Source organism: Leptotrichia sp., from assembly GCF_057270615.1.
Genome location: NZ_DBHIXN010000018.1, coordinates 19,697 through 36,481 on the forward strand (window position 1 = coordinate 19,697; position 16,785 = coordinate 36,481).

At 26.5% G+C, this 16,785-nt stretch carries 16 protein-coding genes; 3 read left to right on the forward strand and 13 right to left on the reverse strand.

Annotated elements, in window-relative coordinates:
* Positions 1-151: 151 nt before the first annotated feature.
* From hisA to hisB, 8 genes are all read right to left on the reverse strand, one after another.
* Positions 152-868, reverse strand: a complete 717-nt coding sequence (gene hisA, locus ACO409_RS04950) for a 1-(5-phosphoribosyl)-5-[(5-phosphoribosylamino)methylideneamino]imidazole-4-carboxamide isomerase (RefSeq protein ID WP_485555392.1) — start codon at positions 866-868, stop codon at positions 152-154.
* A gap of 139 nt (positions 869-1,007) precedes the next feature.
* Entirely contained in the window at positions 1,008-1,862 is an 855-nt protein-coding gene (locus ACO409_RS04955; protein WP_485555394.1) for a hypothetical protein, read from the reverse strand.
* Between the two features lie 85 nt (positions 1,863-1,947).
* Positions 1,948-2,583: an imidazole glycerol phosphate synthase subunit HisH gene (hisH, locus tag ACO409_RS04960; RefSeq protein WP_485555396.1), complete on the reverse strand. Its 636-nt coding sequence runs from the start codon at positions 2,581-2,583 to the stop codon at positions 1,948-1,950.
* 272 nt (positions 2,584-2,855) lie between these two features.
* Positions 2,856-4,505: an AAA family ATPase gene (locus ACO409_RS04965; RefSeq protein ID WP_485555398.1), complete on the reverse strand. Its 1,650-nt coding sequence runs from the start codon at positions 4,503-4,505 to the stop codon at positions 2,856-2,858.
* A gap of 68 nt (positions 4,506-4,573) precedes the next feature.
* Positions 4,574-6,892 (reverse strand): phospholipase D-like domain-containing protein, encoded by a 2,319-nt coding sequence (locus tag ACO409_RS04970; RefSeq protein WP_485555400.1) that lies wholly within the window; start codon positions 6,890-6,892, stop codon positions 4,574-4,576.
* 43 nt (positions 6,893-6,935) lie between these two features.
* The gene (locus ACO409_RS04975) at positions 6,936-7,748 is read right to left on the reverse strand and encodes a hypothetical protein (RefSeq protein WP_485555402.1); all 813 of its coding nucleotides are present in this window, start codon (positions 7,746-7,748) and stop codon (positions 6,936-6,938) included.
* The gene (locus tag ACO409_RS04980) at positions 7,748-8,443 is read right to left on the reverse strand and encodes a DNA alkylation repair protein (protein WP_485555404.1); all 696 of its coding nucleotides are present in this window, start codon (positions 8,441-8,443) and stop codon (positions 7,748-7,750) included. Before ACO409_RS04980 ends, ACO409_RS04975 begins: the two co-directional genes overlap by 1 nt.
* A gap of 233 nt (positions 8,444-8,676) precedes the next feature.
* Entirely contained in the window at positions 8,677-9,267 is a 591-nt protein-coding gene (gene hisB / locus ACO409_RS04985) for an imidazoleglycerol-phosphate dehydratase HisB (RefSeq protein WP_485555406.1), read from the reverse strand.
* A gap of 162 nt (positions 9,268-9,429) precedes the next feature.
* Here hisB and ACO409_RS04990 point away from each other — a divergent pair, with 162 nt between their 5' ends.
* Complete coding sequence (locus ACO409_RS04990; protein WP_485555408.1) at positions 9,430-9,825, forward strand: hypothetical protein; 396 nt, start codon at positions 9,430-9,432, stop codon at positions 9,823-9,825.
* A 101-nt stretch (positions 9,826-9,926) separates the two neighbouring features.
* Here ACO409_RS04990 and hisC read toward each other — a convergent pair whose 3' ends face one another.
* From hisC to ACO409_RS05005, 3 genes are all read right to left on the reverse strand, one after another.
* Positions 9,927-11,006, reverse strand: coding sequence for a histidinol-phosphate transaminase (gene hisC / locus ACO409_RS04995; RefSeq protein WP_485555410.1), 1,080 nt, complete (start codon positions 11,004-11,006; stop codon positions 9,927-9,929).
* A 45-nt stretch (positions 11,007-11,051) separates the two neighbouring features.
* A complete protein-coding gene (locus ACO409_RS05000) occupies positions 11,052-11,990 on the reverse strand; it encodes a hypothetical protein (protein WP_485555412.1) in 939 nt (312 codons plus the stop codon).
* Between the two features lie 91 nt (positions 11,991-12,081).
* Entirely contained in the window at positions 12,082-12,945 is an 864-nt protein-coding gene (locus tag ACO409_RS05005; RefSeq protein WP_485555414.1) for a hypothetical protein, read from the reverse strand.
* Positions 12,946-13,148: 203 nt separating this feature from the next.
* Here ACO409_RS05005 and ACO409_RS05010 point away from each other — a divergent pair, with 203 nt between their 5' ends.
* Both ACO409_RS05010 and ACO409_RS05015 read left to right on the forward strand, forming a co-directional pair.
* Entirely contained in the window at positions 13,149-14,051 is a 903-nt protein-coding gene (locus tag ACO409_RS05010; protein WP_485555416.1) for a toxin-antitoxin system YwqK family antitoxin, read from the forward strand.
* Between the two features lie 90 nt (positions 14,052-14,141).
* Positions 14,142-14,510, forward strand: coding sequence for a pheromone cAD1 o protein (locus ACO409_RS05015; protein ID WP_485555418.1), 369 nt, complete (start codon positions 14,142-14,144; stop codon positions 14,508-14,510).
* A gap of 81 nt (positions 14,511-14,591) precedes the next feature.
* Here the strand turns inward: ACO409_RS05015 and ACO409_RS05020 are convergent, their stop codons facing one another.
* Positions 14,592-15,134 carry a hypothetical protein gene (locus tag ACO409_RS05020; RefSeq protein WP_485555420.1) on the reverse strand — a complete coding sequence of 181 codons (543 nt, stop codon included), beginning with the start codon at positions 15,132-15,134 and terminating at the stop codon, positions 14,592-14,594.
* A 45-nt stretch (positions 15,135-15,179) separates the two neighbouring features.
* Positions 15,180-16,511, reverse strand: coding sequence for an FAD-dependent oxidoreductase (locus tag ACO409_RS05025; protein WP_485555422.1), 1,332 nt, complete (start codon positions 16,509-16,511; stop codon positions 15,180-15,182).
* Positions 16,512-16,785 lie beyond the last annotated feature (274 nt).

Below are 16,785 nucleotides of genomic sequence, written 5' to 3' on the forward strand. Positions count from 1 at the left end.
TATACCAACTTTCTTTTAGTAGATGTTGTTCAATAACTTAATATTTTTCTATGATAAGGGGCCTTTCCCCTTTGCTATATTATAATTTTTTGTTATCAAACAGATTTACAATATTTAGATTTTTAATTTCATTTATATAATTTTTAAAATATTATTTACTAATGCTGAGTACTTCTTTCAAATCAAGATTTCCTGAATAAATTGCCTTTCCTACAATTGCTCCATAAATATGATTTTTGTTAAGCTCTTTAATCTCATCTAAAAATGTAATTCCGCCTGAAGCAATAATATCTGAATTAACTACTTTTGACAATTTTTTATAAATTTCAAGATTTGTTCCGCTTAACATTCCATCTTTTGAAATATCGGTATAAATTATTGTTTGCACACCTATATCCGATAATTTTTTGCAAAATTCAACCGAGTTCAATTCTACAGTTTCAGTCCATCCTTTAACTGCAACCTTCTCATCTTTCGCATCTACAGAAACTGCAATTTTATCGCCATATTTTTTTACCATTTCCTTCAAAAATTCTTCATTTTCAACGGCAATCGTTCCCAAAATAACACGATCTACTCCTAATTCAATATATTTTTTTATTCTTTCTTCATCACGGATTCCGCCACCTACTTGAACAAAAAAATCACTTTTTTCAACCAATTCTTTTATAACCTCATAATTTTTTGTATTCCCATCTTTTGCTCCATCCAAATCCACAATATGAAGATTTTTTGAATTATTTTTATTAAAAAAGTCCAAAACTTCAACAGGATTTTTAAAAAACACTTCCACTTGGTTATAATCTCCTTGTCTTAATCTAACTGCCTGTCCGTTATGTAAATCTATTGCTGGAAAAATTTCTATCATAGTTATTTTCTCCCTTTATTTTTAAAATTTTTTATCATTTGTTAAAATCTGAAATTTTTAACAATAATATTTTAGATAAAAACTCTTTTATTGAATTTTTATATTGTTACTTTTGCAATAATTAGCTATTTTTAAAATATCAATCAAACATATTTATTTTTTTTAAATTTTCTTCAAACAATTTTTTATTATTATAGAAATCATTTTTATTTGCCCTTGCCAACTCTGATTTTATAAACCAATTTTGATACTTACTATAATCTAATATTTCTTTATTAGGCTTATTTTTTCCTTCAAAATTTTCATAATAAAAATTAATTGCATCCTGTGTACGATTCTCATTTAAATAGAAACTTATTGCAAACCATCCCATTGTTAATTTATACGCCCAAGCCTGTTCATCAGAAATATGTGATTCTTCCGTTTTTTTCTTATCATCACACATTTTCATAATAGAATTTAAACTTGCAAGTGCTGTTTTTTCATCTATTTGCATAACATTCCAAATTGCATCCTCTCCTATTGTATATGTTACAGCAATTCTAGTAATCAAATAATCTGGATATTTTTCTTTAAGTATTTCATAATTTTTATTGTAAGAATCAAAATCTCCCTTGTTGGAATAATACATATTTGAAAAAAACAATTTCGACACTTCATAAGGATTATATTTTTCATATCGTTTTAAATTATTTAATTTCTCTGCATCACTTTTTCCAAGTGCATTATAAATATTTATCAAGTTTTCTGACAATACAAAATTCTTCTCATTCTTTTTCAACAATTCTTCAATCTTTAATGCCAATTTTTTTACTTTTTCTCTGTCAGGTTCGCTCACTACATTAGGTATTTCCTTATCCAGTTCTATTGTTTTTAATATTATTTCCTGAGAAACTCCTAATTTTGATAAATCCTGACTTATCATTTCGCTTCGACTTTTAGCATTCATATTTACTATTGTAAAAATACTCATCAATAATATTATCTTCTTCATAAATACCTCTTTTTCAATTAAAAAATAAATTATCAAAACCAACCCCAAAATGAATAAATTAAGTAAAATAATCGTAATTTTACTTTTATTTCACCAATTCACCCCAATTTTTCAACAACTTCAATCCAGTATCTCCAGATTTTTCAGGATGAAACTGCATTCCATAAACATTTTTGTTTTTCACAATTCCAGGAATTTTTGTTCCGTATTCTGAATATGCAACAATATTTTTCATATCAGTTTTTGCAAAATATGAATGTACATAATACACATATTCTTCATCTTCAGTATTCACATCTTTCAAAATTTTATCATTTTTAAATTCATCATTTATTTTCAAGCTATTCCAACCCATATGAGGTATTTTCAAATCAGAATTTTTTGGAATATATTTTTTTATTTCCTCAACTGTTCCATTTATAAGCCCAAGCCCTTCAAATTCACCATATTCATAACTTTTCTCAAAAAGCATTTGCATTCCAAGGCAAATTCCCAAAAACGGCTTTCCATTCTTCGCTTCATCTATCAAAATATCTTTTAACCTATATTTTTCAAGATTAGAAACAGCATCCCTAAAGGCCCCCACTCCTGGCAAAATTATCCCTTTCGCACTTTTAATCTCTTCAACATTATTAGTCAGTTTTGTATCAAGTCCAACATAATTTAGAGAAGATAGTAAAGAAAAAAGATTACCCACTCCATAATCAATAACTGCGATCATAGTTTAAACTTCCTTTCTTTATACTTTTATTTTATTTTTTTGATAAATTTAAATCTTTTTACTTACTTAAATTATATCAAAAAAAATATATTGTTGCAATTAAGAAAAATTTTTTCATAAATAAAAAGGCCCCATTTTTTTACGAGACCTTTTTTTGCTCCCCTGCCAAGGAACACAATTTTACCTTATTTTTAATATATTGTCAACCATTTGTCTTATTGCATTTCAAAAACTTTACAATAAATTTTATAATTTATTCAAAAAAATAGTTTTTAATTTTTCACAACTTTATATTTCACTTTAACTCTTTTTCCAAAAAATGCCATTCCAATATGTACAATTTCTTTTACCCCACATTCCCTTAATAAAACAGGATATTTTTTATTTTCAATTTGACACAATGCTTCTTCTGCTTTTTCTTCAAGCTCTTCTTCAGTTTTAGCCACTTTAAACTCAAATATATATCCAATATCTCTTTTGTTTATCGGATTTAAAGCTAAATCATTCCTTCCGTATCCTGTTTCATTATTTGATAAAACTGTATATTCGTTATCAAGATATAGCATCATTCCTAAAATAAAAGTATGATATGGTTTTTCCGTTTTAGAAGTATCGTGATAACTCATTGACACTAAAAGTATATCGTTTAAAAGTTTTTCAAATCTATCAAATTCTAAATTTTTAAACGCTTTTATCATTTCTTTAAATCTGCTAAAACCTCCTAAATTTTGAACGAACATATCTTTAAAAAATGTTTTAACTTCGTAATTTGGTAATTTCAAAGCATATTCATTCATAGCAATTTTTTCTTCAACAGTCAAATACCCTCCAAAAAGTAACAACTGCCATACTTCTTGCGGGTCTTTTAATCTATCCATATTTGATGAAGCCATTACCATTTGTTCTGTTGTTCCATTATTAAACAAATCTTTTAACTCTTCAAACAGATCTTTATTAGCATTTTCTATTGCTGAATGAATAAGTCTATTATCTGATGTATTTATCCAATAAACATTGATTTCTTTTTCATCAAGATAGTTAATTATACTCCACGGATTATAAATTTGAATATTCCCAAATTTATAGCCGTTATACCACTTTCTCACTTTTTCAATATTTTGCTCTAATCCATAATATTTCAAAGCATTTTTTACTTCTGTTTCAATCAATCCAAAACTTTCTGCATACTTATTATTCAAAACTGTATAAGTTTTTAAATTATTCAAGCCAGAAAAAATCCCTTCCTTTGCTACTCTAAGTATCCCAGTCACAACTGCGAATTGTAAATATTCATTATCTTTCAATGTATTTGAATAAAAACTTTTAAAAAATCTTCGAGACTTTTCATAATATCCTTCGTTCCAGGCACTTGTCATTGGAGTGTCATACTCATCTATTAAAATTATAACTTTTTTTTCGTAATATTCATACAGATATCTTGATAAATTCTTTAATGAATTATCCCAGTCAGCTTCATCTTTTTTTAACCATGTTTTTTCAAATTCAACTAAATCTCTTTTTTTTAAATTATTAGAAATATATTCAAAATTATCATATAAATTAGAAATTAGATTTTTAATATTAAAAAAACTATCCTCCCAATTTTCTGCTTCCGCATTTCTCATACTTATAAAAATTACTGGATTTTGTCCTTGGTTTTTCATATACTCACTTTTTGAAATATACAAATCTTCAAATAATTTTCTATTTTCTTCTGCATTTTTCACATCAAAAAAATATTTTAACATCGACAAATTTAGAGTTTTACCAAATCTTCTAGGTCTTGTGAATAATTTTACTTTAGATAAGTCTTCCAGTAAATCCTCTATAAATTTTGTTTTATCAATGTAATATCCATTTTGTGTTATTATCTCCTTAAAATCAGAATTTCCAATTGCTAGTCCTTTTTTCTTTTCTTTCATAATTAATTCCCTACTTTCCCTTTAATTACTTAAATTATATCAAAAAAAATTTGACATTACAATGAAAATCAATTCTCACTTTTCTTTTTCTTAAAAAAATCTAGAATCGTCTTCTTATGTTCCAATTCCTTCGGCAAAGGTACTCCTATCCAATCATGAAACTCCTTTATCTTAATTTCGATAATATCTGAAGAATTATTGTCATTTTTACATTTTTGTGATAATGCATTTAAATATTTTGTTGACGGAAGAATTTTTGTACCAAATCTGTTGCTTTGCCCTTCTTCACTATCTAAACTTTTTAATTTGAATAAATACACACCTTTTTCTTTTTGTACTTTAAAATCTTGATGATTATATTCGTATAATTTTCTCCATAAAGACTGATTATTTTCTACAGTGTCATCATACCTAGTTTCAGGAAACCAATTAGGAACATCGATTTGAGCAATTTTAAAATATTCCTTAAAAATTTCACGAGACCAATAAAGGAAATCTATCAATCCTGTAGAAGAATGTAGAGAATAATTTTTCCAGCTTAAATTGTCATCTGTCAATTTTTCTGCAAATCGAATAACAAAATCTTGAAAAAGAGTATCGTTAACTATTTCAAGTACTTCTGTATATGCTTTTACAGATTTTTTCTTTAGTTCCGTGTCAAAAACTTTATCATTTTTCACATAGTATGATCTTCTTTGTGACCGTTGTGGCAACGAATATTCCAAAGCATTTGTCGTTCCAATAAAACAAGGCGTAAAATCAAAATTTGAAGTAGAAAGATTTGAAACATTTACAATCAAGTTGTTTCCTCTATCTTTATTTGAAAAAAATTCTTCGTCAATTTCATCAATTAAAATTGGAGCTACATTATTTTCGTTCATCCATAATTGAATTTGTGTTATTGTATCTGCTTTTTTAGTTCTTCCAGTTGGAATAATGTTATTATACAAAATAGGCTTTGATTTAGAAAGGCCCAGCATTTTTTGTAAAATCTGCAATAAATTACTTTTCCCCGAACCCGCAGTTCCTCCAATAAATAAAAATTGTGGTACATCCAATTTTTCTGAATCAGATTCCAGTTTGAACCGAATATCCTGAAGAAAAGGCGAAGTGAACGCATACAAAATAATCTCAACAATTCTTGAACCATAATTATCGTTATAGTCGATTACATACTTTTTATAGTTCTCAATCAGTTTTACAATACTTTCAATAGAACTTTTTATTTCTTCTTTTCCAGCTTTTTGCCCAAATGGTTTCGTGTTCCCATTTTCTTCAATATATAATCCCGAACGACCAAATCCACGGTCAGTATCTTTTGAAAATAACAGTTCCCTTTCAGGAGTCGCTTGATTTAATTTTGGAGCAATTTTAATTTCCAATTTAGGCTTTATTTTTTTGGCAAATGTTTCAGGTGTCACAACCATACTTTCTTTCTTTTTAGCCTGTCGTGAAATAGTATTAATCGACAATTCATAAGCAAATTTTTCAACTTCAAGTTCCTCTTTTTTCTCATTCTCAACTATTTTCTGTTTCTCATCAATCGTTTTAATTTCCTCAATTATTGGTAAAGCAACGCTATCTTTTTCTTTAATAATCACGTCATTAAATTCTTTAATAACATCTTTTGAAACATCTATTTGCAATTTAGCACTTTCATCTTGTGTAAATCTTACAGAAAATTTCTCTTCCTGTTTTTCATCATTATTTTCATCTAAAATTTTAATTTTATTTTTCGCTTTTTTCCTTATAGCTTTAGTAATAAAATCAGTACAAGTTAAAGTAATTTCATTAAAATATTCTTCAAACTGAGTAAATAATGGGGAATTATCAAAAATGACAATATTTTCAAATTGATTTCTTTTGTTTGAAAAAGCCTGAAATGAAAGATTAGCTGATCCAAAAATCAATCTCGTTTCCATATTATTTTTCAAAAGATAAAATTTACTATGAATTGTCGAACTTATTGGCACTCTCAATTTCCACTTTTCGTCCACAATATTTTCCTGATTCTCTCTTGAAAGATTCTCAAAAAAATGAATCTGTTTCTTTTTAATAATCGCCTTTTGATTTTCAATCAAATTCTTAGTTTCATTTTCTAATGCCTTCAATCCTCTAATTTGGACATCTACATCTTGTATCCCAATAACCAAGTCAACATTTTTAAACGGCGTCAGATATTTATTCAAAAAACTTTCATCAGCTGAAAATGTAACAGCCTTTATCTCATAAAACCTGTTACTATCAAAAATCTCTTCAATTTCTAAATCAACTCTTTCACCATTTAAAATAGTAAAAAGTGTATTTTTAACTTTCATAGTTTCAGTTTTTTCAACATTTTCATTTTCAAATAAAGTTAAAGATTCAGATTCTAATTCTTTTTCCATTTTATCTCCTTGTCTATTGCATAATCTTTTTTACTAGTATTCGTTATTTCCCAAATTTCAATATTTTGTCTTTTATATATTTTTCTTCTTTATATCTATCGCTTTTTTTTATATTATTTATAATATCCTCAAAGTATTCGTTCTGTTTTTTTGTTATTTCAAAAAGTTTTCCAAAATAAATTTTCTCATCTTTTTTATTTTCCAATTCAGAATAAAATAATGCTTCATCTTCCCTAAATTTTAACCATTTTTCTTGAAAATTTTCTAAATTGCTATAATAATGTCTAGGATAGCATCCATAACCAATCGTTTCACCATAATCTACATATTCATCTTCCATTAAATCATGTAATTCAGTATACTTATCATTCATTTTTTTATTCTCTGTTTCATATTCTTCTTTTGACTTTCTCAATTGATCAAAAGATAAACTTTTTGTGTTTTTTAATTTTATAGCTAACTCCATTAATTTTTTTATTTCCTTATTATCTTCTTCTCTATAAAATTCATACAAATTCGTATTAAAGCCATATTTTATTTCTAAATCATCAAGAAAAGAAACATTGTCTTTCCAAACAGCATCCCAACTTTCATTATTTTTTTCTAATAATTCGCTACTTTTTTCAGGAAAATTATCAATTATAAATTTTTTTAAGCCAGACCTTTTTGAATTTTCTTCATTCCTATTGTGATATTTAGTAGTCGTATCATTGTTATAAATATCAATTTTTTTTATTTCTTCTAATTTTTCTAATACATACTTTTTAAAATCATTTTCAGAATTTGTATTTGTAAATGAATTTATTGAGCACAACAAAGAAATCAATCCTACAAACATAACTTTTGTGATTTTCATTAAATTAATTCTCCTTCTTTCTTTCTTTTCAACCCCTTCAAATACCCCTTCTTCTCCAGTGAAATTCTCAAACTTTCTCGGGCCTTCTGTATCGTCTTATTATGCACCCAAACATCCAATCTATTATTTTCTAAATAAATCACCGCATAATCCCACTGTTTCGCAAGTGCCGTCGCAAAAAACCAAGCAACTACCATTTTCACATAATACTCCTCAGAATGAATATCCGCTACCATTTCTAAATATTCCTTTTTAAAGTCTTCATCCAAAAAATGTGTCATCAACATTTCTACACCAAACCTGAAAGTATAAGTTTTATCTGATTGAGACCATCCCTTTATTTTTTTAATTAGTTCTTTTTTATGCTTTTTAAAAATTTTCGGAGAAATTGTATCACAAACTGCCCAATTATCAACAAATGGCAAAAAATTATCAAGCAATTCAATGCAGTTCTCAAAATCTTTACTCTCTGAAATAATTGCTCCATGCAACAAATTCTCATCATAATATTTATGTGGTAACTCTTTCAAAAAATCCTCATATTCGTTATTCTTTACCAATTTTTTAGCCAATTTTCTTATTTCAGGAATTCTCACTCCAATAATTGTATCCTCTGATACATTTGGCGTCAATTTACTTAAAAATTTCATGTATTTTTTATCTTGAAGTGAAAATAATTCTTTTTGTATTTCCATTTAAATCTCATCCCTTTAAAATTTTTATAATTTATAACATCAAATATCTTTTCTATAACAATATTTTTCAAATTTTTTCCTTTTCTTATGATTTTACTTATAAATAGTATAATCTATTTTTTTATTGTTTTCAAGATTTTTAACAATTTCTATTTTATAAAAAAATTAAGTGCCACATATGACACTTAAAAAATATTTTGAATAGATAAAAAATTAGTTGTTAATAAATTTGATTAAACCAAAACTCCCTTAGTCGAAGGAATTTCATTCTTATATTTCTCATCAATACTCACCGCTTCTGCCAAGGCCCTAGCAACTCCCTTAAAAATCGACTCAATTATATGATGTGAATTTTTCCCTGCCATATTCTTTATATGCAACGTCGCATTCAAATGCCGTGTAAATCCAATAAAAAACTCTTCCACCAATTCTGTATCAAAAGTCCCAACTTTCTCAGTCGGAATATTTACATCAAAATTCAAAAAATATCTCCCACTCAAATCAACTGCAACCAATGTTAACGCCTCATCCATTGGCAAAAGAAAGTTCCCATATCTCTTAACACCTTTTAAATCTCCCAAAGCCTCATAAAAACATTTCCCAAGTGCAATCCCAATATCCTCCGTACTGTGATGATCATCAACTTGTGTATCTCCATCACAATAAACTTTCAAATCAAATCTTCCATGCTTTGCAAACAAGTCAAGCATGTGATCCAAAAATCCAACCCCTGTATTATTCTCATATTTCCCAGTTCCATCAATATTCAATTCAACTTTTATTTTTGTTTCAAATGTATTTCTTTCAATTTTAGATTTTCTCATAATTTTATCCTTTCGTTATACCTTTAATTATAAATAGTATAATCTATTTTTTTCTCTTTTTCAAGATTAAACAAAAAACAAGAAATTTATTTTGACATATTAAAAATTGTGGTATAATTTAATGGATAATTTAACGTATTTTAAAATATAGGAGGTGAAAAGATGCTTTACGATGAAGCTAAAAATGTACTTTATGCTGAAGAAAGAGCTGAATTTTTTATAAGAAAATTAGGTTTTGATTTTGATAAAATTGATAAAAATGAAATAATTTTTCTTCTTAATAAAGAATTTGAAAGAGCAATTACAGAAAGAGAAAGCAAATTTTATGATAGTTCCGAATGTCTACGTGTATTGTGTGGGTATTTGTTTTGCTTAGGCGATATTTTTGATGTTCCGTTATTAGAAAAAGTAAAATATAAAATTGATATGGATATGGGAGTTGCAATTGATGGCATATGGATTATTAGTTTAGAAAATAATGGTATGGAGATGAAAGAATACGATATTCCATCAAAAAAAGAACTTATAAAATATTTTGTAGATGGATATAAAGGTTGACTATAGCATTCTGTATTAAATATATGTTTAGAAATTTAATGATCTTTATTTCTGACAAGGGGAATTACCCCCTTGCATATTCAGTCTATTTTTAATTTATATTATTTTTGCAACAATTTTTCCAATTTCTCAATAAAAATCTCCATTTCCTCATCAGTTCCAATTGTAACCCTCAAATAATTATCAATTCTATCTTTTGCAAAATATCTTACTAAAACACCATTATCTTTTAACTGTTTATACAAATCGCCTGCGAAAACTTTGTCATGAGAAATAAAAATAAAATTAGCACTCGAATTTAATACTTTAAATCCTAACTTTTTCAATTTTTCAGATGTTTTCTCTCTAGTCTGAATAATTTTAGCATTAGTTTTTTCAAAATATTCATTATCTTTAAAAGATTCAATTCCAGCTTCAATTGAAATTCTATCAATTGTGTATGAGTTAAATGAAAATTTTAGCCTATTCAATCCTTCAATTATACTTTCACAACCAAGTGCATATCCAAGCCGTATTCCTGCCATTGAACGTGACTTTGAAAATGTCTGAACAACAAGAACGTTATCGTATTTATTTATTAAATTTACAGCACTTTCTGCTCCAAAGTCAACATATGCCTCATCAACGATAACTAGCTGATTTGGATTATTTTTTACTATTTTTTCAATTTCATCCAGTTTTAATGCAATTGAAGTCGGTGCATTCGGATTTGTAATAATTATATTTCCATCCAATCCAAAATATTTCTGAATTTCAATTTCAAAATTTTTATTTAACGGAATTTTTACTTCTTCTAAATCAAATAAATCTGCATAAACAGGGTAAAAGCTGTAAGTTATATCAGGATAATAAACTTTGTCGCCTTTGTTAAAAAAAGTCATAAAAATAAGTGCTAACACTTCATCCGAACCATTTCCCACAAAAATTTGATTTTCCGTAATTTTCTTATCAATTTTTTTTGAAAAATAATCAGCGATCACTTTTCTAATCTTGAAAACATCTGGATCTGGATATAGTTTTAAATCTTCCAAATTCATAGACTTTATTTTTTCTATAACTTTTTCTGACGGTGAATAAGGATTTTCATTTGTATTAAGTTTAATATATTTCTTGTCTTTCGGCTGCTCTCCAGGAACATAAGGCTCTATTTCCTTTATTTTATTATTCCAAAATTTACTCATTTTATGGCTCCTTCTTTTAATACTATTTTTGATATAATGATTGACTTAATTATTGCTGCTATTTTCAGATTTATCTTCAAGACTATTGTCATTACATTTATTTTTTTCTTGCTCTTTCTGTTTCAAATAATTATATTCTACATTCAAAAATACTACCACGTTCATTATTATTGCAACAACTTGTAAAACTCCTGTAAAAAATCCAAACACAAGAGCTATAAAAAACACAGCAAAATTTGGAAGAAAAATAAACATTGAAAAAGAAAAAGGTGCTACAAATATAAGATTTATCAATGTAATTATAACTATTGGAATAATTATTCTAAGTCTATTTTTTTTGGACAAATATAAATTATACTTAAATGATTCCCATACTTTTATATTTCTAATATATAATATTTGAAAAAAGTAAAGAGTATTTAGGATAAAGGCAAGAATAATCGCAATATAAATTATAATTGGTATTGCAATTATAGCATACCCAACAAAAACCGAATTAATCTCTTTAGTAGCAATGCCAAGAATTGTTGTTATTAATATCAAGATCATCACTACAACTGTAATTGCAATTACAAACAGTAAGTATAGTCCAATATACTTAAGATATTTAAAAAAAGCATTTTCAAAACGGTATTCCTTTTCCTTCCCTTCAATTTTATAGCCTACTTTTGTATAAATTATCACTTTTAACAATCCTAGTCCAAGAAGCACTACGAAAATACCACAAAGTATTAAAAGATTTAAAAAAACTGCTCCAATAAAGCTACGATTGTCACCAGTATTTTCCGCAATTTTCATATTTATCGCAGCATGCTTTGTTAATATATTGGAAAAAAGTAGCCAGGTATTTCCAATTGTAAGTAAAATAAACCATAATTTATTTTCTTTAAAAAATACTTTTAAAAGTTCAAATGATTTTCCAAAATATTCTCTTAATTTAAGTTTTTTTTTAAACAGATCTATTTGTAAATTTTCAAAATTCATAATCTTCTCCTTATTTTTTATTTTTTGTAAAAGTTTAAAAATTTCAATAAATAATATTTTTAAATTTAAAGTTTTTGTTTTTTTGTAAAACCTATTTTAATTTCTTTAAATCCATGTACTCTACGTTAAAATATACAAGATTTTGTGTTATTGTTGTATATACAGTTGAAAAAGTCTTGACAATTCCACCAGTTACTGACGTAATTATTCCTAACATTTGTAAATTGCTAACTGTTATTCCAATAAAATAATTTAAAACATAATTAATGAAAAAAGCAATTAATGTGATTATTATTACTGGAAGCAATATTTTTAATCTTTTTTCTTTACTTAGATATAAATTATATTTAAATGCTTCCAATAAATTAACATCCCTCAAATAATATACCTGCTGTAAATATAAAATATTAAGCAATAGGACCAAATATATAAATAATGCCACAGACATTACAAAAGAATTATCTAGAATCAATGAAAATAAAACTATAAAGATTATCAGAGCTATGCCAGCAATTAAATACATCGCTATCATTATTATAAATTTAAGTATAAGCTCTCCCAATTTAAAATCACTCTTTTTTATTTTTCCGTTTGCTTCAATTTCTAAACCTGTTTTTTTCCTTATGATTACCGTTATAAACTGGATAATTAGTGAGATTATCGCATATAACAAGAGTATAGAAAAAAAGCTGGATAAAATCAAAGTATATTCATTTATATTTTCTTTTATTTTTCCATTATTTATTTTTTTTGTAAATTCATACATTTTTGTTGCTTGCTCTGTGAATGGAAATGTAATAAAAATTACCATAATAGTTGAAAATACAAAATGCAAAAAAACTAATAAAGAATGTCTTTTTACAAATAATTTTAAAATTTCAAATCCATTATTTAAATATTCCCACATTGAAAAGTATCTGCTTCTCATTTTATCTCTTAAACTATATAGATCCATTAAATTTCTCCTTTCTATTTTTATAACTTTTTTTATTTTAAAATTGTTAGTTATTTTTATTTTTTAGTATAGTTAAATCGTATTAAAATTATAGCATACTTTATTTATTTTTTAAAATTTTTTTATAATTATATTTTTCTAAGATAAATATAATAAATTGTTGGTATAATGAAAGTAGTATTTAAAAAAGGAGGAAAATTTATATGTTAAAAAAATCAATGATAGTATTATTTTCATGTTTATCTATAAGTATCCTGTCATCTGCAGCAGTTCCAAAAGCTCCTGTCAAAAGAAGTAGTGAATATGCAGCTCAAGCTTCTCGTGCATTAACTTCGTATCATAGCACAGCTGATAATGTTGCAATTTCTGGAAATTTTGCTACAGTAAAAGAAACTGGACAACCATTTACTGGTGTTTATGTAGAATTTGACAAAGATGGAAATGCTCAAGCCGTTAAAAATTATCAAAACGGCACATTAAATGGGCCTATGTTTTTATATTATCAAAACGGTAATTTACAAAAGGTTGTAAATTATACAAATGGCGTAAGAGAAGGTGAAGATATTGACTTTTACGGAAATGGTAATTCTAAAGCTATAAGAAATTATAAAAATGGAATGTTAAATGGATCAAGTTATGATTTTGACGAATTTGGACGTCTAACTTCATCGCTTGAATATGCAAATAATATAAAAAATGGAAAAGAAGTAAAAGTTTCAAATGGAATAGTTACAAATGAAAATACTTATGCAAGTGGACAGCTAAATGGAGAATCAAAATCATATTATTCCAATGGTGTTGTTCGTTCAAACGGAAATTATACTCGTAATTATAGAAATGGACAATGGACTTGGAACTATGAAAATGGGGCAAAAAAATTAATTGAAAATTATCAAAATGGTATCGTCACAGATATTCTAGGTTATTCAAGAAATGGTTCAAAAGAACGTGAAATGAAATTAGTAAATGGGAATGGTAATTTTACTCAATATTATGATAATGGAAAAGTTAAAGTTCAAGGAACTTTGAGAAATTATAAAGCTTATGGAAATTGGACTTTTTATAATAAAGATGGATATGTAACAGATACACAAGGATTTTATTAAAAAAACTTTTATTTTAATAAAAAGTAATGTATAATACATATTAAGAGGAGGTTTATTAAAATACTTTCCTTTAGAAAGTTGGTGTTTAATATGAAAAAATTTTTATTTATTTTAATGTTATTATTAAATGTTTTAGGATTTTCAGCATTAAAAAATGGTATTTATTCTGTTGAAAAAAGATATGATGGAAATTGGAATTCATTTGTAAAATTAACTATTAAAGATGGAAAAATAATCGGTGCTCAATATGATAGAAAAAATCAAAATGGTGAATTATTCTCAATGAGCCAGAATTCATTCAGAGATATAGCTCTTGAAATTTCAAGAAGTCTTATAAATTCGCAAAGCGTAAGTTCTGTAACAGGAAAAGATGCAAAAGCAGTATCAGAATTCAAAGAAATGTCAAACTTTTTGATAGATAAAGCCAATAATGGTGAAACTGGAGATTTTCAAATGTAGTTAGGCAATTAAAATTATAAAAAACTAAAAAGGAGTTCTCTCATAGTTAATCTGTGAGGTTGCTCCTTTTTTTCTTAATTCTTAATTATTTTCTTCTAAAAATTTTAAAAATTTCCGTATTTTTCTGTCTTTTTCATCTTCCACTAATTTTACTTCAAGAAATTCTCCAATATTTTTATAATCTATAGCTTCTTTTTCAAATTCTTTTGAATAATCAGCTTTTTTCAAATACAGTATCTGTCTTTCTGGAACATAAAAGTATTTTCTATTATACGGCAATATAAAAACATAAAATACATCTTTACTTCCTATCTTCCATTTCCATCCAACTAAATGCCTTTTAAAATTGAAATTATATAGCCTAACTGTCTCATTAAGTGAAAATCCATAATTCATTGCGTAAAGTTTTCTTTTGAAATCAAAATCGTGAACAAACCAGAAATTATATTTTCGATTTTCTTTTACAAGCCTAATTTTCTCATCTTTTAGAAAATAAATTAAACTTCCTGCATAAATTGAAATTATAAAAATAAAAATACTTATAACTATACTTTTTCTTTTCCTGTAGTAAGCTCTTACTTTCCAAAATAACTCTTCTAAAAAATCTAATATGTCATATATCATTTTTCTCTCACCTATATACAGTTTTAATTTTCAATATCTTAAATTTTATTTTAAAGCATTCAATCCTGCCAAATTTAAAAAATTCCAAGGTTTGTTATAATGAGGCTGGAAGAAAAAGTCAACAAATGCCAATTCTTCTATTGTCATTTTATTTTGAATACATACTGACAATGTATTAATTGATTGTGTCAGATCAATCTTAGAAATTAATTGTGCCCCTAAAATTACTCTGCTGTTTTTGTCATAAATTACTTTTAATGTTACTTTTTCATAAGTTGGCATAAATTCAGGACGGTAATTATCGACAGCAATTACGCTTTCCACTTCTATTCCTTCTTCTTTTGCACTTTCTTCTGTTAATCCAGTTGCTGCCATATTATTTTCATAAATTTTTATTCCAGAAGTCCCTTGCGTTCCAATATGTCTAATTTTATTTTCAAATAAATTTATACCTGCCAATGTTCCCATTCTCACAGCATTTGTCGCAAGCGGAATATATACTTCCTTTTGTAAAGGATTATAAAATACTGAACAGCAATCTCCTGCTGCCATAACATCCTTATTGCTTGTTCTCATATATTCATCAACTTTAATTGCTCCATTCGGCAACATTTCCAGCTGTCCCTTAAACAATGAAGTACTTGGTAAAAATCCGACACATACAATTACCAAATCAGCTTTATATATATTTTTATCAGTAACTACTTTTGTCACATTTCCATCGCTTCCTTCAAATTTTATTACCTTTTCACCATTTGCAAGAATAATTCCATTATGATTGAACGAATTTTCAGCAATGTCTGTAAATTCCTTGTCAAAATATTTGCTTAACATTCTTTCTTGCGAATCTACAAGAACGACTTCTTTTCCATTATTTTTAAATGCTTCGGCAAGTTCTACCCCAATATATCCAGCTCCAATAACAACAACATTTTGAGAGCTTTCTGCTCTTTTTATAATTTCGTTTGAATGATTATAGTTTTTGCAAAGCAAAATATTGTTTAATTTAATCCCTTCAATTGATGGAACAATTGGCCAAGAGCCTGATGTAATAATCAATTTATCAAAAGTTTCATCAAATTCATTTCCATTTTCAAGATTTACAACATGAATTTTTTTACCTTCAATATCAACACTTTTTACTTCATGTTTCATCTTTGTATCAACATTCAATTCCTTTAATTTTTCAGGCGAAGAATAAAACAACCCTTTAGGATCTTTCACTATTCCTCCAACATACAAGGCAATCCCGCAAGAAAGAAATGAAATATTATCATTTCTTTCAAACACAGTTACCTCAACTTCAGGATTTACCTTCCTCAAATTCAAAATTGCGGCCGTTCCAGCATGTGTACATCCAATCACTACAACTTTCATACTTTTAATTCTCCTTTAATAATGTATTTTCCGTTATTTTTATTTACTTCTTATATCAAATTATTTTTTTCTCAATCTATTTAATTATACTATATTTTAGAAAAAAATCAATAGTATTTTAAAATTTTTACAAATTTATACTTAAATAACATTTTACTACATTAGTGAACTACTCCCGCTTTTAGAAGCGGGAGCTTCTTGGGAAGTATCTGCTTTTGTTAGCCAAATATATTTACCAAGCTCTTCGGACAGTCCCTGCCCTGTTTTTTATTTC